Origin of the sequence: Burkholderia sp. AU30198 (genome assembly GCF_020419825.1) — a bacterium.
Lineage (GTDB): Bacteria > Pseudomonadota > Gammaproteobacteria > Burkholderiales > Burkholderiaceae > Burkholderia.
This window is the reverse complement of the sequence record NZ_JAIZSA010000030.1, coordinates 1-20,342: the sequence shown is the minus strand read 5'-3', so window position 1 is coordinate 20,342 and position 20,342 is coordinate 1. Positions and strand designations below refer to the sequence as shown.

Here is a 20,342-nt window from a genome sequence, read left to right as displayed (position 1 = left end):
CCCCCTGTCGCTACAATAGGCGCCATGAACGCCCCCACCTCCTCCGACACGCCCGATTCCGGCGACGCACACATCGCGCGCAACCGGCTCGAGGCGCACCTGGACGCCGCGCCGCGTGCGTGGCCGCTCGACATCGTCGCCGCCACCGGCTCGACCAACGCCGACGTCGCCACCCGGCTCAAGGCGCTGCCGCGCACCGCGAACGCGCTGCCCGCGCCGCTCGTGCGCGTCGCGTTCGAGCAGACGGCCGGCCGCGGCCGGCAGGGCCGCCCGTGGTTCGCGCAGCCCGGCAATGCGCTGCTGTGCTCGGTCGGCTGCATCGTGCCGCGCCCCGTCGACACACTCGGCGGCCTCAGCATCGCGATCGGCGTGGCGCTCGCCGAAGGGCTGGCCACGCTGCCGCTCGACGCCCATACGCGCGTCGCGCTCAAATGGCCGAACGACCTGCTGCTGACGGCCACCGACGACGGCATGCCGCGCATCGTCGGCAAGCTCGCCGGGATCCTGATCGAAACCGCGTGGACCAGCGCCGACGCCACCGCCGTCGTGATCGGCTTCGGCATCAACGTGCGCGGCGCGGAAGCCGTCGCCGCGCAGGTCGACGCGCTGCGCGCGCGCGAAGCGACGCTCGCGAGCGGGCTGCCGCCCGCTGCGCTGTCGATCGCGTGTGCATCGGCCAACCTCACCGATACGCTCGCCGCCTCGCTGAACGCGCTCACGCCCGCGCTCGCGCAGTTCGGCGCCGAAGGGCTCGCGCCGTTCCTGCCGCGCTGGCACGCGCTGCACGCGTACGCGGGGCGCGAAGTCGTGCTGCTCGAACAAGGCGTCGAACGCGTACGCGGCATCGCGACGGGCATCGACGCGACCGGCCAGCTGCTGCTCGACACGCCGGACGGTGTGCAAGCGATCGCCGCCGGCGACGTGTCGCTGCGCGAAGCGCAATGAACGAGCCGCACCTGCTGATCGACGCCGGCAACAGCCGGATCAAGTGGGCGCTCGCCGATGCGCAGCGCACGCTCGTCGAGACGGGCGCATTCGGCCACGCGCGCGAAGGCGGCGCCGATCCCGACTGGTCGACCCTGCCGCGTCCGCGCGGCGCGTGGATCTCGAACGTCGCGGGCGCCGACGTGGCCGCCCGGCTCGACGCGCTGCTCGACGCGCGCTGGCCGGGCCTGCCGCGCACGACGATACGCTCGCGCCAGACGCAATGCGGCGTGACGAACGGCTATACGACGCCCGACCAGCTCGGCAGCGACCGCTGGGCCGGCCTGATCGGCGCGCACGCGGCGTTTCCGGGCGAGCACCTGCTGATCGCGACGTTCGGCACCGCGACGACGCTCGAGGCGCTGCGCGCGGACGGCCGCTTCACGGGCGGGCTGATCGCGCCCGGCTGGGCACTGATGATGCGCGCGCTCGGCACGCATACCGCGCAGTTGCCGACGCTGACCACCGACATCGCGAGCGGATTGCTCGCGGGTGCGCAGGCCGAACCGTTCCAGGTCGATACGCCGCGTTCGCTGTCGGCCGGCTGCCTGTACGCGCAGGCCGGGCTGATCGAACGCGCGTGGCGCGATCTTGGCGATGCGTGGCAGGCGCCCGTGCGGCTCGTGCTGGCCGGCGGCGCGGCGGACGACGTCGCGCGTGCGCTGACGCTCCCGCATACGCGGCACGATGCACTGATCCTGTCCGGGCTCGCACTGATCGCCGCGGAAGCGGCAACCGCAACAGCAGCGCAGGAGTGACGGAAAGGCACCGGCATCGCGCCGGCGCACGGTGACACAAGCCCACGCGGGCCTGCGTCACGAAGACGGTGAAGAACGGGCGACGCCACGACGACAGCCCGCGCACACGGTCAACGGAACGAACGGGAAGGAACGAAAAAGCCGGCCATGCGGCCGGCCCGATTCAATGACGTGAACCACGTCAATGACGACGAGGAGTGTCGACGATGCTGCGCTGGCTGATCGCTGTTCTCTTTCTCGCCAACATGCTTGCGTTCGTGGTGGCACGCGGCGTGTTCGGGCCGCTGCCGGCGGCCGGCCCGCGCGAACCCGGCGTGCTGGCGCGGCAGGTACGGCCCGATGCGCTGCGCGTGACGCCGCTCGCACAGGCCACCGACCAGCCGGTCATCGGCGGGCCGATCGCGCCGCCGGCCGTCACGGCCGAGCCGCTCGCGGCGTCCGCGCCCTGACGGCGCCGGGCCGCGCTCAGGACTGCTGCGCGCGCACCTTCTTCAGCAATGCGGTGGTCGAGCGATCATGCTCGAACGGAATCGCCAGCGCACGGCCGCCCCAGCCGCGCACCAGCGCCGATTCCGGCAACGCATCCATGTCGTAGTCGCCGCCCTTCACGAGAATGTCCGGCCGGACGGCCTCGATCAGCGACACCGGCGTCTTTTCCTCGAACGTCACGACCCAGTCGACGCTTTCCAGCGCCGCGAGCAGCGCCGCGCGATCTTCCTCGCGATTGATCGGCCGGTCGTCGCCCTTGCCGAGCATGCGTACCGACGCGTCGCTGTTCACCCCGACGATCAGGCATGCGCCGAGCGCTTTCGCGTCGGCGAGATAGGTGACGTGGCCGCGATGCAGGATGTCGAACACGCCGTTGGTGAACACGACGGGCGACGGCAGCGTGGCGCGCAGGGCGACGAGGGCGTCGCGGGTGATCAGCTTGCGTTCGAAAGTGGCGGACATGATGAAGGTCGGATCGAATGAGCAGTGCGTAGAGCGACGTGGAGCGGTCGCGCCGGAAACGAAAAAGCCCGCCGGGCGCACCGAGCGGGCTTCATGGGGCAGCGGCGAAGCGGCGCGCGCGGCCGGCGTGAATCAGGCCGGCCCCGGCACGCCAGCCGGCCTCAGGCCGGTTGCGCGGCCGACGACGGGCCGCTTTCGGCCTGCAGGCGGCCGGTGACTTCCTTGCGGTAGCGGTTCAGTTCCTGCGCGGTCGCGAACGTGCGCTCGAACAGGATCGACAGGTTGTGCAGGATCCGCTCGACGACCTTCTTTTCCCATTCGCCGTCGAAACGGATCTGCTCGTCGAGCCAGCGCTCGAGCCATTCCGGATCGGGCAGGCGCGACTGCACGGTGTCGCGCGGGAACAGCGCCTGGTTCACGTGCAGGTTGGTCGGGTGCAGCGGCTTCTCGGTGCGGCGCGCCGACGCCATCAGCACGCCGATCTTCGCGAACGCGGCACGTGCGACGTCGCCGCAGTTGTTCAGCGCCTTCTTCATGTAGCGCAGGTACGCGCCGCCGTGGCGCGCTTCATCGCGCGAGATCGTTTCGTAGATCTGCTTGATGACCGGCTCGGTGTGCCAGTCGGCCGCGCAGCGGTACCAGTGGTTCAGGCGGATCTCGCCGCAGAAGTGCAGCATCAGCGTCTCGAGCGGCGGCGCCGGATCGAACTGGAAGCGCACCGCGTGCAGTTCCTCTTCGGTCGGCACCATTTCCGGCTTGAAGCGGCGCAGGTATTCCATCAGCACGAGCGAATGCTTCTGCTCTTCAAAGAACCACACGCTCATGAACGCGGAAAAGTCGCTGTCGTGCTGGTTGTCGCGCAGGAACATTTCCGTCGCGGGCAGCGCCGACCATTCGGTGATCGCGTTCATCTTGATCGTCTTCGCCTGCTCGTCGGTGAGCAGCGAAGCGTCGAACTTGTCCCACGGAATGTCCTTCTCCATGTCCCAGCGGACGGCTTCGAGCGATCGGTAAAGTTCCGGATAAAGCATCGTGTTCATGATGGTCCCACCCCTGTTCTGCGCAATGCGACTTCTCTAAACGTGACTGTTGCCGCGCAAGCACGCCCGAGCGCGCTTTTTGCAGCCAAGACTCTAATTTTACGCGGGAAACCGGCCCGCCGGACGGTGATTCCTCGTCCGGCAGCCGGGCGGCCGCGTCGCCGCCGTTGGCATGCCGCAGCCCGCTCCGTTCGGACGGAGCCGGCCGCGCTTGCCTGAGTGGGGGCCGGCGCTGGCCGGCTCGTTGGCGCGCCCGTCCCCTGCCCCAGGCGGGTTCCCCGAAAGGTCCCGTGCGGATGCCGGATCGGTGGGCTGCTCGATATGGTGTATACGGCGGCGGCCATGATATCACGCGTGCATGACGGTTCCGAGACGCCTGCCCGGTCGTGCGCCGCCAATCGCGGTGCGACGATCGGTCGCGGCCGACCGTCGCGAAAACGCAACCTTACATTGCCCTGTACGCATCAGACCCGTATTTTTCCGGTCGCGAGGCCGTCTTCCGGCGGCATGCCGGCGGCCGGCGCGCTGCCGCCATCCGCCACCGCAATCCAGCCGGCCAGCGTGTCGCGCTGCGCGCGCCCGTCGCGGTAGCCGAGCTCGATCAGTTCGCGCGTGAACGCCTCCTCGAACAGCAGGTAGCTCGCGAACGACGCGCCGGCCGGCTGGCTGCCGCCGATCGCGCCGAGCAGCCCGCGCATCGTCGCCGGCATCTGCTTCAGGTGCTTCGCGGCGATCAGCTCGATCCGCTCGGACGGCGCGATCGCGAGCACGTCGACGTGCCGCCAGCCGCTGTCCACCTCGACCTGGTGCGGCAGGTGCTCGATCATCCGGTTGATGTGCTCGATGCGCTCAATGTCCGAGCCGATCGAGTCGAGGAACACGCTCGCGAGCACCTGCTGGCCGATCTGCGCGAGCGTCGGGTAGCCGCGTACCCGCCCGTTGCCGTTCGCGGCCGGAATCTCGGGTCGCGGGTCAGCCGCGCCGACCACGACGATCCGGTCGGCGCCGAAGTGGATCGCCGGCGACAGCGGTGCGATCTGCCGGATCGAGCCGTCGCCGAAGTATTCGATCTGCCCGTCGAGCACGAGCGGCACGGCCGGGAACACGAACGGAATCGCCGACGACGCGAGCAGGTGTGACGCCGACAGGTCGACGAGCCGCGCGGTGCGCTGCGCGCGCCGCCACGCCTGGATCGGCTGCGCCGCCTGGTAGAACGTCAGGTGCCGGCCGCTCGAATAGCTCAGCGCGGTGATCGCAAGCGCGTGCAGCAGGCGCGCCTCGAGCATCTGCTCGATCCGGTGGAAACTCAGCTCGCGCTGCAGCAGGTGCGCGAGCGGCGTGTTGTCGAGCAACCCGCGCGGCGAGCGGCGCGCCGCCCAGCCGAAGGTCATCGTCGCGAGCCAGCGCGCGCCGGCGGCCGCGATGCCGAGCCAGTCGGTGCGATACACGTAGTCGGCGCGCAACGGCTCCCAGAATTCGAGCAGCCGCCGCACACCGTGGGAAAAGTCGTCTGCGTGGCTCGCGATCGACGTCGCGTTGATCGCGCCGGCCGACGAGCCGCACACGATCGCGAACGGCAGCGTGTGCCGCTGCGGATCGGCCTCGCGCGCGATCTCGGCCAGCGCGTTCAGCACGCCGACCTGATAGGCGGCACGTGCGCCGCCTCCCATCAGAACGAGCGCGAGCCGCATGATCGACCTGCTACCTGCGCCGCGTCACGTCGAACGCTTCGGCGGACGGGTTTCGGGCGACGAAGCGGCTGCCGCGCGCGCCGCGGCCGAACCGGCCGCGCCGGCCGGCTTCGCGCGCTTCGCGGCGGGCTTGCGCGGCGCGGCAGCGGCCGGCGCCGGCTTCGCGGCCTGCGTCGGCGGAGCAGCATGTTCCGGCGGCGCGGCCGTGTCCGGCGGCGCATCGCCCGGCGCGGCGGGCTGCATGCCGGGCTGCGCCATCGCAAGGCTCGCGAGCTGGTTGAACTGCGACTGCAGCAAGTTCCACCAGCCGGAGGGATCGAAAGCCTGCTGCGCGGCGTCGCCTGCCGATGCATCGGCGGCGGACGCCGCAGCGTCGGCATCCGGCGCCGGCGACGCGTGTTTGGCCGCATGCGCGGCCGCGACGGCCGCTTCCTCGGCCGCCGACATCGAGCTCTGCGCGAACGCGCCGAACGCACGCAGCGTCGCGAGCGTCGCGCGCTGCACCTCGAGCGCCTGGATCGCGGACTGCAGCATCCCGAGATTGAGCTTCAGCCACTGCTCGACGGCGCGCAGATCGGTGATCCGCTTGTCGAGCTCCTCGACGCTCGTGAGCGGCGCCATCATGTCGGACATGCTCGACAGCGACGGCGGCAGCCCTTGCGTGGCACCTGGAAACGACGTCATCCCGCCGAACGGCGACATCCGCATCATGTCCCACATGCGGTCCATCATGTCGGCGGGCTTGAAGCCGGCAAAGCCGGCGAAAGGGTTGGAGCCGGAGGCATCGGTTGTCATACGGGCATCCTGGTTGACTGGGTGAGAGCGAGGCGGCCGCCATGCGTCGCGCGAGCCGCGCCTGGATCGATCATAGCGCCAGCGCGTGTCAGAACGGCGCGTCGCCGGGGAACGCGGGCGGGCGCCGCTCGCGCAGCGAGCGGATCCCTTCCTGCACGTCGGGCCCGGAAAAACCCATGAATTCGAGCGCAAGCGACGTATCGAAGGTCGGCCCGGCCGTGCGCAGCCAGTTGTTCAATGCGTACTTGGTCCAGCGGATCGCCGACTGCGAACCGTGCGCGAGCCGCTCGGCCACTTCGTAGGCCTTCGGCAGCAGGTCGGCCGGCTCGACCGCGAGCGAGACCAGCCCGATCCGCTCGGCCTCCTCGCCACTCACGGGCTCGCACAGCAGCAGGTAGTACTTCGCCTTCGCCATCCCGCACAGCAGCGGCCACACGATCGCCGCGTGGTCGCCGGCCGCGACGCCGAGCCGCGTGTGGCCGTCGATTATTCGCGCATCCTTCGCGGCGATCGAGATGTCGGCGAGCAGCCCGGCGACGAGCCCCGCGCCGACGGCCGGGCCATGCATCGCCGACACGATCGGCTTGCTGCAGTTGATCACGTTGTAGACGAGGTCGCGCGCCTCGCGCCACACGCGGGCGCGCACGTCGAAGTCGTTCGCCATGTCCTCGACGAGCGCGAGATCGCCGCCCGCGGAGAAGCCCTTGCCTTCGCCGCGGATCACAGCGACGCGCGTGTCGGGATCGCGGTCGACGTCGCGCCAGATGTCGGCGAGCTCGCGATGCATGCGCGCATTCGCGGTCGCGAGGCCGCTGCGGTTCGCGCCCTCGCCGCTCATCACGATGTCGAGCACGCCGTGGTCGCGGCGCGTCACCTTCAGTGCTTCGTAACCGCCGTACGCGGCGAGATTGGCCATGCGCTGCTCCTTGCTCGAGGTTCTCGAACCCCTGAATCGAGTGTAGCCAAGCCCGCGCGGGCAAACATCAGGCGAAACCCGGCGCGCGGGCCGGGCCCGGGTTTCGCAAAAGCGGAGCGCCGCGTGGCTTACGCCGCGCCGTCGGGCGGGGCGACCGACTGCTCGATCGCGCCGAAGATCGACTTGCCGGCCGCGTCGAACATCTCGATACGCACGGTATCGCCGTAGCGCATGAATTCGGTCTGCGGCGCGCCGTGCTCGATCGTCTCGAGGCAGCGTTTCTCGGCGATGCAGCAGTAGCCGCGCTTCGCGTCCTTGTTCGACACCGTGCCGGAGCCGACGATCGAGCCGGCGCGCAGGTTGCGCGTCTTCGCCGCGTGCGCGACCAGTTGGCCGAAGTGGAACACCATGTCGGTGCCCGCATCGGGCTGGCCGACCTTCTTGCCGTTCCAGTGAACGATCATCGGCCGGTGCACGCGGCCTTCGCGCCATTCGTCGCCGAGCTCGTCGGGCGTCACGGCGACCGGCGCGAACGCGGTGGCCGGCTTGCTCTGGAAGAAGCCGAAGCCCTTCGCGAGTTCGGCCGGAATCAGGTTGCGCAGCGACACGTCGTTCACGAGCGTGACGAGCCGCACGGCCTTCAGCGCTTCGTCGGGCGACGCGCTCATCCGCACGTCGCCGGTGATCACCGCGACTTCCGCCTCGAAATCGATGCCCCACTCCTCGGACGGGCACACGACGTCGTCGCGGGCCCCAAGAAAATCGTCGCTGCCGCCCTGGTACATCAGCGGGTCGGTCCAGAATTCGGGCGGCATCTCCGCGCCGCGCGCGCGGCGCACGAGCTCGACGTGGTTCACGTACGCGGAGCCGTCGGCCCACTGGAACGCGCGCGGCAGCGGCGCCATGCAGTTGGCCGGATCGAACGCGAACGAATTGCGCGCGCGGCCGTGGTTCAGCGCGTCGTACAGGTCGCGCAGCTGCGGCGCGTAGAACGCCCAGTCGTCGAGGACGCGCTGCAGCGTCGGCGCGATCGCGTCGGCGATTGCCGCGGTATGCAGGTCGCGCGACACGACGATCAGCTGGCCGTCGCGCGTGCCGTCCTTCAGCGAAGCAAGTTTCATAGGGGGACTCTGGCGTTGTAGTGACGATGGAGGGAATCTATTTTACGATGGTGAATCCCTGCGGCGCGCCGCGATTGTGCGCGCCGTTTTCGGCCCGGTTTATCAGCCCGGTTTTCAACCCGCTTCCTGCCGCCTTTTCGCACACCTGCCGCCCATGCCTGCCAGCCCGCTTCCCGACGACGATCTCGCCGACTCCGACACCGATGACGCCGCTTCCGGCGAGCACGGCGAGAAGGTCCGTTCCGGCATCCAGTCGATCGAGGTCGGCTTCCGCCTGCTCGACGTGCTGACGAGCGAGCCGCGCGCGATGATGCTGCGCGACCTCGCGCAACGCGCGGGCATGAGTCCTGCGAAGGCGCACCGCTACCTGGTCAGCTTCTCGCGGCTCGGCGTAGTGTCGCAGGATCCCGTCTCGGGCCGCTACGAACTCGGCGGCTTCGCGCTGCAGATGGGGCTTGCGCGGCTCGCGCGCGTCGACGGCGTGAAGCTCGCGCGGATCGCGCTGACCGAATTCCGCGACCGCCTCGACCAGACGGTCGGCATCGCCGTATGGGGCAACCAGGGGCCGACGATCGTGCACTGGATGGAATCGAGCCACCCGGCGAAGGCGTCGCTGAAGCTCGGCGACGTGATGCCGCTGCTCGGCTCCGCGACGGGGCTGCTGTTCGCCGCGTACCTGCCGCGCAGCAAGACCGCCGCGATGCTCGAGCGCGAACTTGCCGATACGCGCCGCTCGCCGCACCACGGCGGCCCGCGCACGCTCGACGAGGTCGACACGGTGCTCGCCGACGTGCGCCAGCACGAGGCCGCACGCGTCGAGGGGATGCTGCTGCCGACGATCCACGCGTTCTGCATGCCCGTGTTCGATGCGGTCGGCGAACTCGCGCTCGCGATCGTCGCGCTCGGCCAGGAAGGCTCGTTCGACATTGCATGGGGCGGCGAAATCGACACGGCGCTGCGCGCCTGCGCGCAGAAACTGTCTTACGAACTCGGCTATAGTCCCGACGCGCGCGACGCCTGACGCACCGGCACCGGCCCCGACCCGTCACGCAGCGCGAACGCGCGGCGCATTCGACAGTCCGATTCCTGTGGCGCGCGCTGCGCGCCCGACGTCACGCGAGCGCCCCGATCCTGTTCCGATGCCCATGCAGCCTGCCGATCTCCGTCCGAGTCATGCCTTGCCCCGCCACTGGCTGCGCGTGGGCATAGCGCTCGTCGTCGTGCTGGTGCTGCACGTGCTCGCCGCGTTCTGGCTGATGCGCAACCGCGACGCGTTCACGCCGCCCGAGCCCGCCGACGTCCCTGTGCAGATCGAGCTGCTGAAACCGCGACCGATCGAGCGCCAGCCCGCACCGCCTGCGCCGAAGCCGGTCGAGCAGCCGGCCGCGCCCGCACCGGCCGCCCCGAAAGCCGCCGCACCGAAACCCGCACCGGCGCCTGAGCCGGTCCTCACGTCGACGCAAACGGCCGAGCACGGCGAGCCGCCGGCCGCGGCGTCCGCAGCGAGTGGCGTGCCGGGCGCATCGGGCGCGCAAGCCGCGTCGGCTGCCGGCGCCGCCAGCGCCGCGACGCCGGGCCCCGCGACGAACGGCGTGAAGTTCGCCGCGCCGCCGTCCGGCGACCTGCAGTACGACACGTTCTACAACGGCATGCAGAACATGATCGGCACGATCCGCTGGCGCACCGACGGGCGTACCTACGACCTGTCGGTATCGATGCCCGTGCCGTTCGTCGGCCCGTTCACCTATCGCAGCGAAGGCCGCATCGACGCGTTCGGCGTCGCGCCCGACCGCTATGTCGAGAAGCGCGGCAAGCGGCCGGAAGACATCGCGATCTTCAACCGCGAGATCCGGCAGGTCGTGTTCACGCGCACGCCGAACAACGCGCCGCTGCCCGATGGCGTGCAGGACCGCTTCAGCATGCTGATGCAGTTGTCGGGGCTCGTGCGCGGCAATCCCGCCGCATACAAGCCGGGCGTCACGCAGCAGTTCTTCGTGATCGACAACAACAGCGGCGAGACCTGGCCGATCACCGTGATCGGCGACGAGCAGGTGCAGACGCAGACCGGCATCATCGGCGCGCGGCACTTCATGCGCCTGCCGCGGCGCGACGGCGACACACGCCGCATCGACATGTGGCTCGCGCCGTCGCTCGGCTGGCTGCCCGCGCGGCTCGTGCAGTCCGAACCGAACGGCGCGCAGATCGAGCTGTTGTGGCATGGCCGGCTCGCGGCGCCGGACGCACCGTCCGACGCGGAACCGGCAGGCGGCGCCACGCCTGCGCCCGCCGGTGCACCGACGCCCGACGCATCGGCCGCGCCCGCCACGGAATCGGCACAACCCGAACCAGCGGCCACCGTGCAACCGCCGGCACAACCGGCTGCACCGCCCGCACCATCGCCTGTCACACCGCCTGTCACACAGTGAACTCACGCGCGAACGCGCGCGATTCGGCAATTTCGACCGATTACAGATTTCCTTGAAATCGCCGATGACACTCTTTAACAACTATTTCAGTCCACCGGCAGACAATAGGAAACGTTTCATAGACATCGGCTTCTAACCGATACACCCCACGCAAACGGGAACGGGGTGTGCAGCGCAAGCCCCTTGAAACCGGCAAGGCTTGCCCCACCTAGGGGACAACAAGGCCAGATGCCACTGCGAAGAGGAGTGCCGCCATGCAAATGATCTACAACAGCCCCAACTACTGCGTCGTCGAATTCGCGCCGCAGGCCGGCCACCACCTGATGAATGCCGGCGGATACGAAATCGTCGACAAGAACGCGCAGCGCGAAATCTTCATCGACGGCGAACTTGCCGAACGATTCCGCGCGCACGTGAAGCAGCTGATCGAGGATGAACCGTCGCTCGACGAAGTCGACGAATTCCTCGGACAATTCGACAGCCTGATGATGATGCCCGTCGTGCTGCACTGACGACCCGCGGCCCGGCGCCTCGCGCGGCCGGGCCATTCGCCGCGCACCGACGCGGCGCCGCGAGCACTCCGACCATGCCCCCGCCCGGTTCGCCGGCGGGGGTTTTCATTTGGCGGCCGGCCGGCGCGGCGCAAGGCCGGGCGGGCCCCATGCGCACCGGCTACAATGACGGTTTTCCCGTCTTCGCCGGTCCTTCGCCCATGTCTGCGACTCCTCTCGCCGCTTCCGTCCCGCTCGACGCGCCCTACACGCGCGGCGCCGCTCTGCCTGCGCTGCTGAAATCGCGCATCCTGATCCTCGACGGCGCGATGGGCACGATGATCCAGCGCTACAAGCTCGACGAAGCCGCGTATCGCGGCGAGCGCTTCAAGGATTTCGCGCGCGACATCAAGGGCAACAACGAGCTGCTGTCGATCACGCAGCCGCAGATCATCCGCGAGATCCACGACCAGTACTTCGCGGCCGGCGCCGACATCGTCGAGACCAACACGTTCGGCGCGACGACCGTCGCGCAGTCCGACTACGAGATGGAAGATCTCGTCGTCGAGATGAACATCGAATCGGCGAAGCTCGCACGCGAAGCGGCCGAAAAATACGCGACGCCCGACAAACCGCGCTTCGTCGCGGGCGCGATCGGGCCGACGCCGAAGACGGCCAGCATCTCGCCGGACGTCAACGATCCGGGCGCACGCAACGTCACGTTCGACGAGCTGCGCACGTCGTACTACCAGCAGGCGAAGGCGCTGCTCGACGGCGGCGTCGACCTGTTCCTCGTCGAGACTATCTTCGACACGCTGAACGCGAAGGCTGCGCTGTTCGCGCTCGACGAGCTGTTCGAGGACACCGGCGAGCGCCTGCCGATCATGATCTCGGGCACCGTCACCGATGCGTCCGGCCGGATCCTGTCGGGCCAGACGGTCGAGGCGTTCTGGAATTCGCTGCGCCACGCGAAGCCGCTTACGTTCGGCCTGAACTGCGCGCTCGGCGCGGCGCTGATGCGCCCGTACATCGCCGAGCTCGCGAAGCTGTGCGACACCTACGTGTCGTGCTACCCGAACGCGGGCCTGCCGAACCCGATGGCCGAGACGGGCTTCGACGAGACGCCGGACGTCACGTCGGGTCTCCTGAAGGAATTCGCGCAAGCCGGGCTCGTGAACCTCGCGGGCGGCTGCTGCGGCACGACGCCCGAACACATCGCCGAGATCGCGAAGGCGCTCGCCGACGTGAAGCCGCGCCGCTGGCCGAACCAGTACAGCGACAACGCCTGACCCGACCGCCCCCGCCCTTCATCACCAGAATTCGCACCGCCATGACCGATCACATGATGCGCCTCGCCGGCCTCGAGCCGTTCAACGTCACGCCCGGAACGCTCTTCATCAACGTCGGTGAGCGCACCAACGTCACCGGCTCGAAAGCGTTCGCGCGCATGATCCTCAACGGCCAGTTCGACGAGGCGCTCGCGGTCGCGCGCCAGCAGGTCGAGAACGGCGCGCAGGTGATCGACATCAACATGGACGAGGCGATGCTCGATTCGAAGGCGGCGATGGTGCGCTTCCTGAATCTCATCGCATCGGAGCCGGACATCGCGCGCGTGCCGATCATGATCGACTCGTCGAAGTGGGAAGTGATCGAGGCGGGCCTGAAGTGCGTGCAGGGCAAGGCGATCGTGAACTCGATCTCGCTGAAGGAAGGCGAGGATGCATTCCGCCACCACGCGAACCTGATCCGCCGCTACGGCGCGGCGGCCGTCGTGATGGCGTTCGACGAAACCGGCCAGGCAGACACCTACGCGCGCAAGACCGAGATCTGCAAGCGCTCGTACGACTTCCTCGTGAACGAAGTCGGCTTCCCGCCGGAAGACATCATCTTCGACCCGAACATCTTCGCGGTCGCGACCGGCATCGAGGAACACAACAACTACGCGGTCGACTTCATCGAGGCGACCCGCTGGATCAAGCAGAACCTGCCGTACGCGAAGGTGAGCGGCGGCGTGTCGAACGTGTCGTTCTCGTTCCGCGGCAACGACCCGGTGCGCGAGGCGATCCACACCGTGTTCCTGTACCACGCGATCCAGGCGGGGATGGACATGGGCATCGTCAACGCGGGCCAGCTCGGCGTGTACGCCGATCTCGACGCGGAGCTGCGCGAGCGTGTCGAGGACGTGATCCTGAACCGCCGCGACGATTCGACCGACCGCCTGCTCGAGATCGCCGACAAGTTCAAGGCTGGGGGCGCGAAGAAGGAAGAGAACCTCGAGTGGCGCAACCAGCCGGTCGAGAAGCGGCTCTCGCATGCGCTCGTGCACGGCATCACGAACTTCATCGTCGAGGATACCGAGGAAGTGCGCGCGAAGATCGCCGCGGCCGGTGGCCGCCCGATCAACGTGATCGAAGGGCCGCTGATGGACGGGATGAACATCGTCGGCGACCTGTTCGGCCAGGGCAAGATGTTCCTGCCGCAGGTGGTGAAATCGGCGCGCGTGATGAAGCAGGCGGTCGCGCACCTGATCCCGTTCATCGAGGAAGAAAAGCGCCTGCTCGCGGAAGCGGGCGGCGACGTGCGCGCGAAGGGCAAGATCGTCATCGCGACCGTGAAGGGCGACGTGCACGACATCGGCAAGAACATCGTGTCGGTCGTGCTCCAGTGCAACAACTTCGAAGTCGTCAACATGGGCGTGATGGTCCCGTGCAACGAGATCCTCGCGAAGGCGAAGGTCGAGGGCGCGGACATCATCGGGCTGTCGGGCCTCATCACGCCGAGCCTCGAGGAAATGGCCTACGTTGCATCCGAAATGCAGCGCGACGACTACTTCCGCGTGAAGAAGATCCCGCTGCTGATCGGCGGCGCAACGACGTCGCGCGTACACACGGCCGTGAAGATCGCGCCGCACTACGAAGGCCCGGTGGTCTACGTGCCGGACGCGTCGCGCTCGGTGTCGGTCGCCTCCAGCCTGCTGTCCGACGAAGGCGCGACGAAGTACCTCGACGAGCTGAAGTCCGACTACGAACGGATCCGCGACCAGCACGCGAACCGCAAGGCGCAGCCGATGGTCACGCTCGCCGAGGCGCGCGCGAACAAGACCAAGGTCGACTGGGCCGGCTACCAGCCGGTGAAGCCGAAGTTCATCGGCCGCCGCGTGTTCAAGAACTACGACCTGAACGAGCTCGCGCAGTACATCGACTGGGGCCCGTTCTTCCAGACCTGGGATCTCGCGGGCCCGTACCCGGCGATCCTGAACGACGAGATCGTCGGCGAATCGGCGCGGCGCGTGTTCTCCGACGCGAAATCGATGCTCGCGCGCCTGATCCAGGGCCGCTGGCTGACCGCGAGCGGCGTGCTCTCGCTGCTGCCGGCGAATACCGTCAACGACGACGACATCGAGATCTACAGCGACGAGTCGCGCTCGGAAGTGCTGCTCACGTGGCGCAACCTGCGCCAGCAGAGCGTACGCCCGGTGGTCGACGGCGTGATGCGGCCGAACCGCTCGCTCGCCGATTTCATCGCGCCGAAGGAATCGGGCGTCGCCGACTACATCGGGATGTTCGCGGTGACGGCCGGCCTCGGCGTCGACGTGAAGGAAAAGCAGTTCGAAGCCGACCACGACGACTACAGCGCGATCATGCTGAAGGCGCTCGCCGACCGCTGCGCGGAAGCCTTCGCGGAAGCGATGCACGCCCGCGTGCGGCGCGAGCTGTGGGGCTACGCAAGCGGTGAAACGCTCGACAACGAAGCGCTGATCGCGGAAAAGTACGCGGGCATCCGCCCGGCGCCCGGCTACCCGGCCTGCCCCGACCACCTCGTGAAGCGCGACATGTTCGACGTGCTGCGCGCGGACGAGATCGGCATGAGCGTGACCGACTCGCTGGCGATGCTGCCGGCCGCGAGCGTGTCGGGCTTCTATCTCGCGCATCCGGACAGCACGTATTTCTCGGTCGGCAAAATCGGGCAGGATCAGCTCGAGGACTACGCGCAGCGCATGGCGCTGTCGCTCGACGACGCGCGCCGCGCGCTCGCGCCGCAGCTCTGATAGCCCAGTTTTTATCAGACAAAATAAAAAGCCCGCTCGAAAGCGGGCTTTTTCTTGTCTTACTAACCTTTCATGCTGCCGGGCAAGGAAGCTCAGAAACCCCAGTGCACGTCGGCTTCGCCGGCTTTCGCTTCGCGCAGCATCGTGAGGAACGGCGCGACGCGCTGTGCCAGGCTCGGCGGCACTTCGTGGTGCGCGTGGTCGGCTTCGTCCTCGTGGAAATGGCCGGCGTGCTCGGCGCGTTCCTGCTTCGCCTGCGCGACCGCGCCTTCCAGCTTGGCGATCGCGTGGTCCAGCTCGTCGTGCGTAATCACACCGCGCTCGCCCAGCTGCTTGCCGACGAGACCCAGCACATACACGGCGAAATCCTTCAGCACGTCGAGATCCTGTGCCGCCTTGCTCTTGAACGTAATCATGACAATTCCCTTTTCATCTTGTTGTGCCTGCGCAGCGCGGTTGGGGAACGCCGGCAGACCGGCGTCCGGCCTCGCGGACACGGGCCGCCTGAGCGGCATATTAGCACCTGTTAAAATTCTGCGATCCCTGAAACGCGCGCTTAAAAAGCGCGCCGGCGGCCCGGCGTTTCCGGCCACCACCAACGAAGCCTTCTACCAGCATGCTGCCAGCACACAAACAGACCCTCGAAGCCCTGCTCGCGGATAGCGTCAAGCAGGTCGCACACGCGCTGAAAGGCGCCGACGCGGCGTTCGTCGCCCCCGCCATCACGCTGGAGCGCCCGAAGGTCGCCGCGCACGGCGACGTCGCGTGCAACGTCGCGATGCAGCTCGCAAAGCCGCTCGGCACGAACCCGCGCCAGCTCGCCGAGCAGATCGTCGCCGCTCTCACCGCCCAGCCGGGCGCGCAGGGCCTCGTCGAAGCCGCCGAGATCGCCGGCCCCGGCTTCATCAACCTGCGCCTGTCGGCCGCCGCGAAGCAGGCGGTGATCGCCGCCGTGTTCGACCAGGGCCGCGCGTTCGGCACGTCGGATCGCGAGAAAGGCAAGCAAGTGTTGCTCGAATTCGTGTCGGCCAACCCGACCGGCCCGCTGCACGTCGGCCACGGCCGCCAGGCCGCGCTCGGCGACGTGCTCGCGAACGTGATCGCGAGCCAGGGCTACGCGGTGCACCGCGAGTTTTACTACAACGACGCGGGCGTGCAGATCGGCAACCTCGCGATCTCGACGCAGGCGCGCGCACGCGGCCTGAAGCCGGGCGACGCGGGCTGGCCGGAAGCCGCGTACAACGGCGAATACATCGCCGACATCGCGCGCGACTTCCTGAACGGCGAAACGGTCGCCGCGTCGGACGGCGAGCCGGTCAAGGGCACGGGCGACGTCGAGGATCTCGACGCGATCCGCAAGTTCGCGGTCACGTACCTGCGTCGCGAGCAGGACATGGACCTGCAGGCGTTCGGCGTGAAGTTCGACCAGTACTACCTCGAGTCGTCGCTGTACAGCGAAGGCCGCGTCGAGAAGACGGTCGACGCGCTGATCAAGGCCGGCATGACCTACGAGCAGGACGGCGCGCTGTGGCTGCGCACGACCGACGAAGGCGACGACAAGGATCGCGTGATGCGCAAGTCGGACGGCACGTACACGTACTTCGTGCCGGACGTCGCGTACCACGTGACGAAGTGGGAGCGCGGCTTCACGAAGGTGATCAACATCCAGGGCTCGGACCACCACGGCACGATCGCGCGCGTGCGCGCCGGCCTGCAGGGGCTGCACATCGGAATCCCGAAGGGCTACCCCGACTACGTGCTGCACAAGATGGTCACCGTGATGCGCGACGGCCAGGAAGTGAAGATCTCGAAGCGCGCGGGCAGCTACGTGACGGTGCGCGACCTGATCGAATGGTCGGGTGGCGCGGCGGCGGGCCAGGAAGCGGCGCCCGACCTGATCGACGAAGCGACCATCACGCGCGGCCGTGACGCGGTGCGCTTCTTCCTGATCTCGCGCAAGGCCGATACCGAGTTCGTGTTCGACATCGACCTCGCGCTGAAACAGAACGACGAAAACCCGGTCTATTACGTCCAGTACGCGCATGCGCGGATCTGCTCGGTGCTCAACGAGCTGAAATCGCGCTACAACGTCGACGTCGCGCAGCTGCCGGGCGCGGACCTGTCGCAGCTGACGAGCGCGCAAGCGGCGTCGCTGATGCAGAAGCTGGCCGAGTACCCGGACATGCTCACGCACGCGGCCAACGAGCTGGCGCCGCACGCAGTCGCGTTCTACCTGCGCGACCTCGCTGGCGAATTCCACTCGTTCTACAATGCGGAGCGCGTGCTGGTCGACGATGAAGCACCGCGCAATGCGCGCGCCGCGCTCCTCGCCGCGACCCGGCAGGTGCTCGAGAATGGCCTGGCGGTGCTCGGCGTGTCCGCGCCCGCCAAGATGTAACGCAGCAAGCGGCCCGAACCGGGCAGCGAATGGCTGCGGCAGGCGCGCCCGTCGTCGGGTGCCCGCCGCGGCCTTTTCACGATTCTTTTTGCAGGTGACTCAAGCAATGGCACAACCACGCCGAACTTCGAAGCAATCGAAACAAGCCGGAGGGACATTTCTTGGAATCGTGCTGGGCCTGATCGTCGGCCTCGCGATCGCCGTGGTGGTGGCGCTCTACATCACGCGTTCGCCGTCGCCGTTCGTGTCGAAGGTCGCGCCGCCGCCGGCCGACAACGGCGCGAGCCAGCCGCAGCAGTTCGATCCGAACCGCGCGCTGCAGGGCAAGACGCCCGGCCAGCCGGTACCGCAGGCCGCGCAGCCCGCGCCGCCGAACACCGCGCCCGGCCAGGCCGCGAACCAGACCCAGGGCGGCCTGCTGCCCGAACCGCAGATCGTCGAAGTGCCACCGTCGGCCAACGGGTCGAGCGGCTCGAACAATACCGGCAGCTCGAACGGCACGACCGCGTCGAACAACCCGTCGTCGAACAACAACAATCCGTCGTCGGGCAACGGCGTCGCCGTCGCGCCGAAGCCGGCCGACACCACGCCGCCGCCGAAGAAGACGCAGCAAGCGCAGCAACAGCACCCGCCGCAGCAGCAGCAGCCCGGCGGCGAGGACGACCTCGCGCGCTTCGCCGCGCAGAAGCAAGCCCAGCAAGCCGCCGCGCAAAAGCAGCAACAGCAGCAACTGGCCGCGAACACGCCGAAGCCGACCTCGTCGGCCACGACCGCCGCGGCAGCGAAGCCGCCGACCGCGAACGACGCGAATACCGGCTACTTCCTGCAGGTGGGCGCGTACAAGACGGAAGGCGACGCCGAGCAGCAGCGCGCGCGCCTCGGCTTCCAGGGCTTCGAGTCGAAGGTGTCGAAGCGCGATGTCAGCGGCGTGACCTATTTCCGCGTACGCGTCGGCCCGTTCTCGAAATTCGAGGAGATGAACTCGGCCCGCCAGCGCCTGTCCGATGCAGGTGTCGACACGGCGGTGATTCGTTTCACGAAGCAGTAAGCAACCGGCCGAGCCCACTCAGAACCCGTTACGTTCCGTAACCCGAGCAACTGATTCGACGTTCACAACATGAAAAAACTGCTTAGCACGCTCCTTCTGTCCCTGGGCCTGGCCGCCGGTCTCGCGCAGGCTTCGCCCGCCGCGCCGGTCGCCGGCAAGGACTTCGAGGTGATGAAGTCGCCGCAGCCGGTGTCCGCGCCGGCCGGCAAGGTCGAGGTGATCGAGTTCTTCTGGTACGGCTGCCCGCACTGCTACGAATTCGAGCCGACGATCGAGGCCTGGGTGAAGAAGCAGGGCAACAACATCGACTTCAAGCGCGTCCCGGTCGCATTCCGTGACGATTTCGTCCCGCACTCGAAGCTGTTCTACGCGGTGTCCGCGCTCGGCATCTCCGAGAAGGTCACGCCGGCGATCTTCAACGCGATCCACAAGCAGAAGAACTACCTGCTGACGCCGCAGGCGCAGGCCGACTTCCTGGCCACGCAGGGCGTCGACAAGAAGCAGTTCATGGACGCGTACAACTCGTTCAGCGTGCAGGGCGAAGTGAACCAGTCGGCCAAGCTGCTGAAGGACTACGCGATCGACGGCGTGCCGACGGTCGTCGTCCAGGGCAAGTACAAGACGGGCCCCGCTTACGCGAACAGCATCCCGGGCACCGCCCAGGTGCTGGACTTCCTCGTGAAGCAGGTTCAGGACAAGAAGCTCTGATCCCCGCCCGCGCGCCGGCATGACTAATCCGCTGAAGGTCTTCATCACCGGCGCATCGAGCGGCCTCGGCCTCGCGATGGCCGAGGAATACGCCCGCCAGGGCGCCACGCTCGCACTCGTCGCGCGACGCACCGATGCCCTCGATGCGTTCGCGCGACGCTTCCCGAAGCTGTCCATCTCCGTCTATTCCGCCGACGTGCGCGACGCCGACGCGCTCGCGACGGCCGCCGCGTCGTTCATCGCGGCGCACGGCTGTCCCGACGTCGTGATCGCAAACGCGGGCATCAGCCAGGGCGCCGTCACGGGCCAGGGCGATCTCGCGACGTTCCGCAACGTGATGGACATCAACTACTACGGGATGGTCGCGACGTTCGAGCCGTTCGTCGGCCCGATGACGGCCACGCGCCATGGCACGCTGGTCGGTGTCGCGAGCGTCGCCGGCGTGCGCGGCCTACCCGGCTCCGGCGCGTACAGCGCGTCGAAATCGGCCGCGATCAAGTACCTCGAAGCGCTGCGCGTCGAGCTGCGGCCGGCCGGCGTCGGCGTCGTGACGATCGCGCCCGGCTACATCCGCACGCCGATGACCGCACACAACCCGTACCGGATGCCGTTCCTGATGGACGCCGACCGCTTCGCCGCGCGTGCGGCCCAGGCGATCGCGCGGCAGCACGCGTTCCGCGTGATTCCGTGGCAGATGGGCGTCGTCGCGAAGGTGCTGCACGTGCTGCCGCGCTGGCTGTACGACCGCCTGTTCGAGAAGGCGCCGCGCAAGCCGAAGGCCGGGGCGCACTGACGCTCCGGCGAGCCGCCGGCCCGCGCGAAGCTTCGCGGGCCGTCTCTCCGTCTCTCCGTCTCTCCGTCTCTCCGTCTCTCCGTCTCTCCGTCTCTCCGTCTCTCCGTCTCTCCGTCTCTCCGTCTCTCCGTCTCTCCGTCTCTCCGTCTCTCCGTCTCTCCGTCTCTCCGTCTC

General features: G+C 68.4%; 19 protein-coding genes. 12 read left to right on the top strand and 7 right to left on the bottom strand.

The window, feature by feature from the left end:
- Positions 1–24: 24 nt before the first annotated feature.
- The 3 genes from LGN19_RS37540 (at position 25) to LGN19_RS37530 (ending at position 2,191) form a co-directional block, all read left to right on the top strand.
- The gene (locus LGN19_RS37540) at positions 25–945 is read left to right on the top strand and encodes a biotin--[acetyl-CoA-carboxylase] ligase (RefSeq protein ID WP_226220026.1); all 921 of its coding nucleotides are present in this window, start codon (positions 25–27) and stop codon (positions 943–945) included.
- On the top strand, positions 942–1,742 hold the full coding sequence (locus LGN19_RS37535; protein WP_226220025.1) for a type III pantothenate kinase: 801 nt from the start codon (positions 942–944) through the stop codon (positions 1,740–1,742). Before LGN19_RS37540 ends, LGN19_RS37535 begins: the two co-directional genes overlap by 4 nt.
- Positions 1,743–1,948: 206 nt before the next feature.
- Entirely contained in the window at positions 1,949–2,191 is a 243-nt protein-coding gene (locus tag LGN19_RS37530; protein ID WP_043187421.1) for a hypothetical protein, read from the top strand.
- Between the two features lie 16 nt (positions 2,192–2,207).
- Here the strand turns inward: LGN19_RS37530 and rfaE2 are convergent, their stop codons facing one another.
- The 6 genes from rfaE2 to LGN19_RS37500 form a co-directional block, all read right to left on the bottom strand.
- Positions 2,208–2,693, bottom strand: a complete 486-nt coding sequence (gene rfaE2 / locus LGN19_RS37525; protein ID WP_039346335.1) for a D-glycero-beta-D-manno-heptose 1-phosphate adenylyltransferase — start codon at positions 2,691–2,693, stop codon at positions 2,208–2,210.
- Positions 2,694–2,854: 161 nt separating this feature from the next.
- Complete coding sequence (locus tag LGN19_RS37520) at positions 2,855–3,733, bottom strand: diiron oxygenase (RefSeq protein ID WP_011353352.1); 879 nt, start codon at positions 3,731–3,733, stop codon at positions 2,855–2,857.
- A 464-nt stretch (positions 3,734–4,197) separates the two neighbouring features.
- The gene (locus LGN19_RS37515; protein ID WP_226220024.1) at positions 4,198–5,424 is read right to left on the bottom strand and encodes a patatin-like phospholipase family protein; all 1,227 of its coding nucleotides are present in this window, start codon (positions 5,422–5,424) and stop codon (positions 4,198–4,200) included.
- 24 nt (positions 5,425–5,448) lie between these two features.
- A complete protein-coding gene (locus LGN19_RS37510) occupies positions 5,449–6,219 on the bottom strand; it encodes a PhaM family polyhydroxyalkanoate granule multifunctional regulatory protein (RefSeq protein WP_226220023.1) in 771 nt (256 codons plus the stop codon).
- A gap of 88 nt (positions 6,220–6,307) precedes the next feature.
- Positions 6,308–7,135, bottom strand: a complete 828-nt coding sequence (locus LGN19_RS37505) for an enoyl-CoA hydratase/isomerase family protein (protein WP_122946374.1) — start codon at positions 7,133–7,135, stop codon at positions 6,308–6,310.
- 128 nt (positions 7,136–7,263) lie between these two features.
- Entirely contained in the window at positions 7,264–8,256 is a 993-nt protein-coding gene (locus LGN19_RS37500; RefSeq protein ID WP_122946375.1) for a fumarylacetoacetate hydrolase family protein, read from the bottom strand.
- Positions 8,257–8,410: 154 nt separating this feature from the next.
- Here LGN19_RS37500 and LGN19_RS37495 point away from each other — a divergent pair, with 154 nt between their 5' ends.
- The 5 genes from LGN19_RS37495 (at position 8,411) to metH (ending at position 15,221) form a co-directional block, all read left to right on the top strand.
- Positions 8,411–9,277 carry an IclR family transcriptional regulator gene (locus tag LGN19_RS37495; protein ID WP_164462630.1) on the top strand — a complete coding sequence of 289 codons (867 nt, stop codon included), beginning with the start codon at positions 8,411–8,413 and terminating at the stop codon, positions 9,275–9,277.
- 118 nt (positions 9,278–9,395) lie between these two features.
- Positions 9,396–10,682, top strand: a complete 1,287-nt coding sequence (locus tag LGN19_RS37490) for a DUF3108 domain-containing protein (protein ID WP_226220022.1) — start codon at positions 9,396–9,398, stop codon at positions 10,680–10,682.
- Positions 10,683–10,936: 254 nt separating this feature from the next.
- The gene (locus LGN19_RS37485) at positions 10,937–11,194 is read left to right on the top strand and encodes a DUF3567 domain-containing protein (protein WP_006477667.1); all 258 of its coding nucleotides are present in this window, start codon (positions 10,937–10,939) and stop codon (positions 11,192–11,194) included.
- A gap of 200 nt (positions 11,195–11,394) precedes the next feature.
- A complete protein-coding gene (locus LGN19_RS37480) occupies positions 11,395–12,462 on the top strand; it encodes a homocysteine S-methyltransferase family protein (RefSeq protein ID WP_043187112.1) in 1,068 nt (355 codons plus the stop codon).
- A 41-nt stretch (positions 12,463–12,503) separates the two neighbouring features.
- On the top strand, positions 12,504–15,221 hold the full coding sequence (gene metH, locus LGN19_RS37475) for a methionine synthase (protein ID WP_226220021.1): 2,718 nt from the start codon (positions 12,504–12,506) through the stop codon (positions 15,219–15,221).
- Positions 15,222–15,313: 92 nt separating this feature from the next.
- On the opposite strand, the gene LGN19_RS37470 is transcribed toward metH, so the two are convergent.
- Complete coding sequence (locus LGN19_RS37470) at positions 15,314–15,637, bottom strand: DUF1840 domain-containing protein (RefSeq protein ID WP_011353361.1); 324 nt, start codon at positions 15,635–15,637, stop codon at positions 15,314–15,316.
- Between the two features lie 200 nt (positions 15,638–15,837).
- Between LGN19_RS37470 and argS the strand changes: the two genes are divergently transcribed.
- The 4 genes from argS to LGN19_RS37450 all read left to right on the top strand — a co-directional run bounded on the left by argS (position 15,838) and on the right by LGN19_RS37450 (position 20,168).
- Positions 15,838–17,619 (top strand): arginine--tRNA ligase, encoded by a 1,782-nt coding sequence (argS, locus tag LGN19_RS37465; RefSeq protein WP_174961707.1) that lies wholly within the window; start codon positions 15,838–15,840, stop codon positions 17,617–17,619.
- A 106-nt stretch (positions 17,620–17,725) separates the two neighbouring features.
- Entirely contained in the window at positions 17,726–18,667 is a 942-nt protein-coding gene (locus LGN19_RS37460) for an SPOR domain-containing protein (RefSeq protein WP_226220020.1), read from the top strand.
- Between the two features lie 69 nt (positions 18,668–18,736).
- On the top strand, positions 18,737–19,375 hold the full coding sequence (locus LGN19_RS37455; RefSeq protein WP_011353364.1) for a thiol:disulfide interchange protein DsbA/DsbL: 639 nt from the start codon (positions 18,737–18,739) through the stop codon (positions 19,373–19,375).
- Positions 19,376–19,394: 19 nt separating this feature from the next.
- Positions 19,395–20,168, top strand: a complete 774-nt coding sequence (locus LGN19_RS37450) for an SDR family oxidoreductase (protein WP_174961712.1) — start codon at positions 19,395–19,397, stop codon at positions 20,166–20,168.
- Positions 20,169–20,342 lie beyond the last annotated feature (174 nt).

What these genes read in the sequence shown, in the direction of transcription:
- LGN19_RS37540 (WP_226220026.1), top strand. Translation starts at nt 25, where the DNA reads ATGAACGCCCCCACCTCCTCCGACACGCCCGATTCCGGCGACGCACAC.
- LGN19_RS37535 (WP_226220025.1), top strand. Translation starts at nt 942, where the DNA reads ATGAACGAGCCGCACCTGCTGATCGACGCCGGCAACAGCCGGATCAAG.
- LGN19_RS37530 (WP_043187421.1), top strand. Translation starts at nt 1,949, where the DNA reads ATGCTGCGCTGGCTGATCGCTGTTCTCTTTCTCGCCAACATGCTTGCG.
- rfaE2 (WP_039346335.1), bottom strand. Translation starts at nt 2,693, where the DNA reads ATGTCCGCCACTTTCGAACGCAAGCTGATCACCCGCGACGCCCTCGTC.
- LGN19_RS37520 (WP_011353352.1), bottom strand. Translation starts at nt 3,733, where the DNA reads ATGAACACGATGCTTTATCCGGAACTTTACCGATCGCTCGAAGCCGTC.
- LGN19_RS37515 (WP_226220024.1), bottom strand. Translation starts at nt 5,424, where the DNA reads ATGCGGCTCGCGCTCGTTCTGATGGGAGGCGGCGCACGTGCCGCCTAT.
- LGN19_RS37510 (WP_226220023.1), bottom strand. Translation starts at nt 6,219, where the DNA reads ATGACAACCGATGCCTCCGGCTCCAACCCTTTCGCCGGCTTTGCCGGC.
- LGN19_RS37505 (WP_122946374.1), bottom strand. Translation starts at nt 7,135, where the DNA reads ATGGCCAATCTCGCCGCGTACGGCGGTTACGAAGCACTGAAGGTGACG.
- LGN19_RS37500 (WP_122946375.1), bottom strand. Translation starts at nt 8,256, where the DNA reads ATGAAACTTGCTTCGCTGAAGGACGGCACGCGCGACGGCCAGCTGATC.
- LGN19_RS37495 (WP_164462630.1), top strand. Translation starts at nt 8,411, where the DNA reads ATGCCTGCCAGCCCGCTTCCCGACGACGATCTCGCCGACTCCGACACC.
- LGN19_RS37490 (WP_226220022.1), top strand. Translation starts at nt 9,396, where the DNA reads ATGCCCATGCAGCCTGCCGATCTCCGTCCGAGTCATGCCTTGCCCCGC.
- LGN19_RS37485 (WP_006477667.1), top strand. Translation starts at nt 10,937, where the DNA reads ATGCAAATGATCTACAACAGCCCCAACTACTGCGTCGTCGAATTCGCG.
- LGN19_RS37480 (WP_043187112.1), top strand. Translation starts at nt 11,395, where the DNA reads ATGTCTGCGACTCCTCTCGCCGCTTCCGTCCCGCTCGACGCGCCCTAC.
- metH (WP_226220021.1), top strand. Translation starts at nt 12,504, where the DNA reads ATGACCGATCACATGATGCGCCTCGCCGGCCTCGAGCCGTTCAACGTC.
- LGN19_RS37470 (WP_011353361.1), bottom strand. Translation starts at nt 15,637, where the DNA reads ATGATTACGTTCAAGAGCAAGGCGGCACAGGATCTCGACGTGCTGAAG.
- argS (WP_174961707.1), top strand. Translation starts at nt 15,838, where the DNA reads ATGCTGCCAGCACACAAACAGACCCTCGAAGCCCTGCTCGCGGATAGC.
- LGN19_RS37460 (WP_226220020.1), top strand. Translation starts at nt 17,726, where the DNA reads ATGGCACAACCACGCCGAACTTCGAAGCAATCGAAACAAGCCGGAGGG.
- LGN19_RS37455 (WP_011353364.1), top strand. Translation starts at nt 18,737, where the DNA reads ATGAAAAAACTGCTTAGCACGCTCCTTCTGTCCCTGGGCCTGGCCGCC.
- LGN19_RS37450 (WP_174961712.1), top strand. Translation starts at nt 19,395, where the DNA reads ATGACTAATCCGCTGAAGGTCTTCATCACCGGCGCATCGAGCGGCCTC.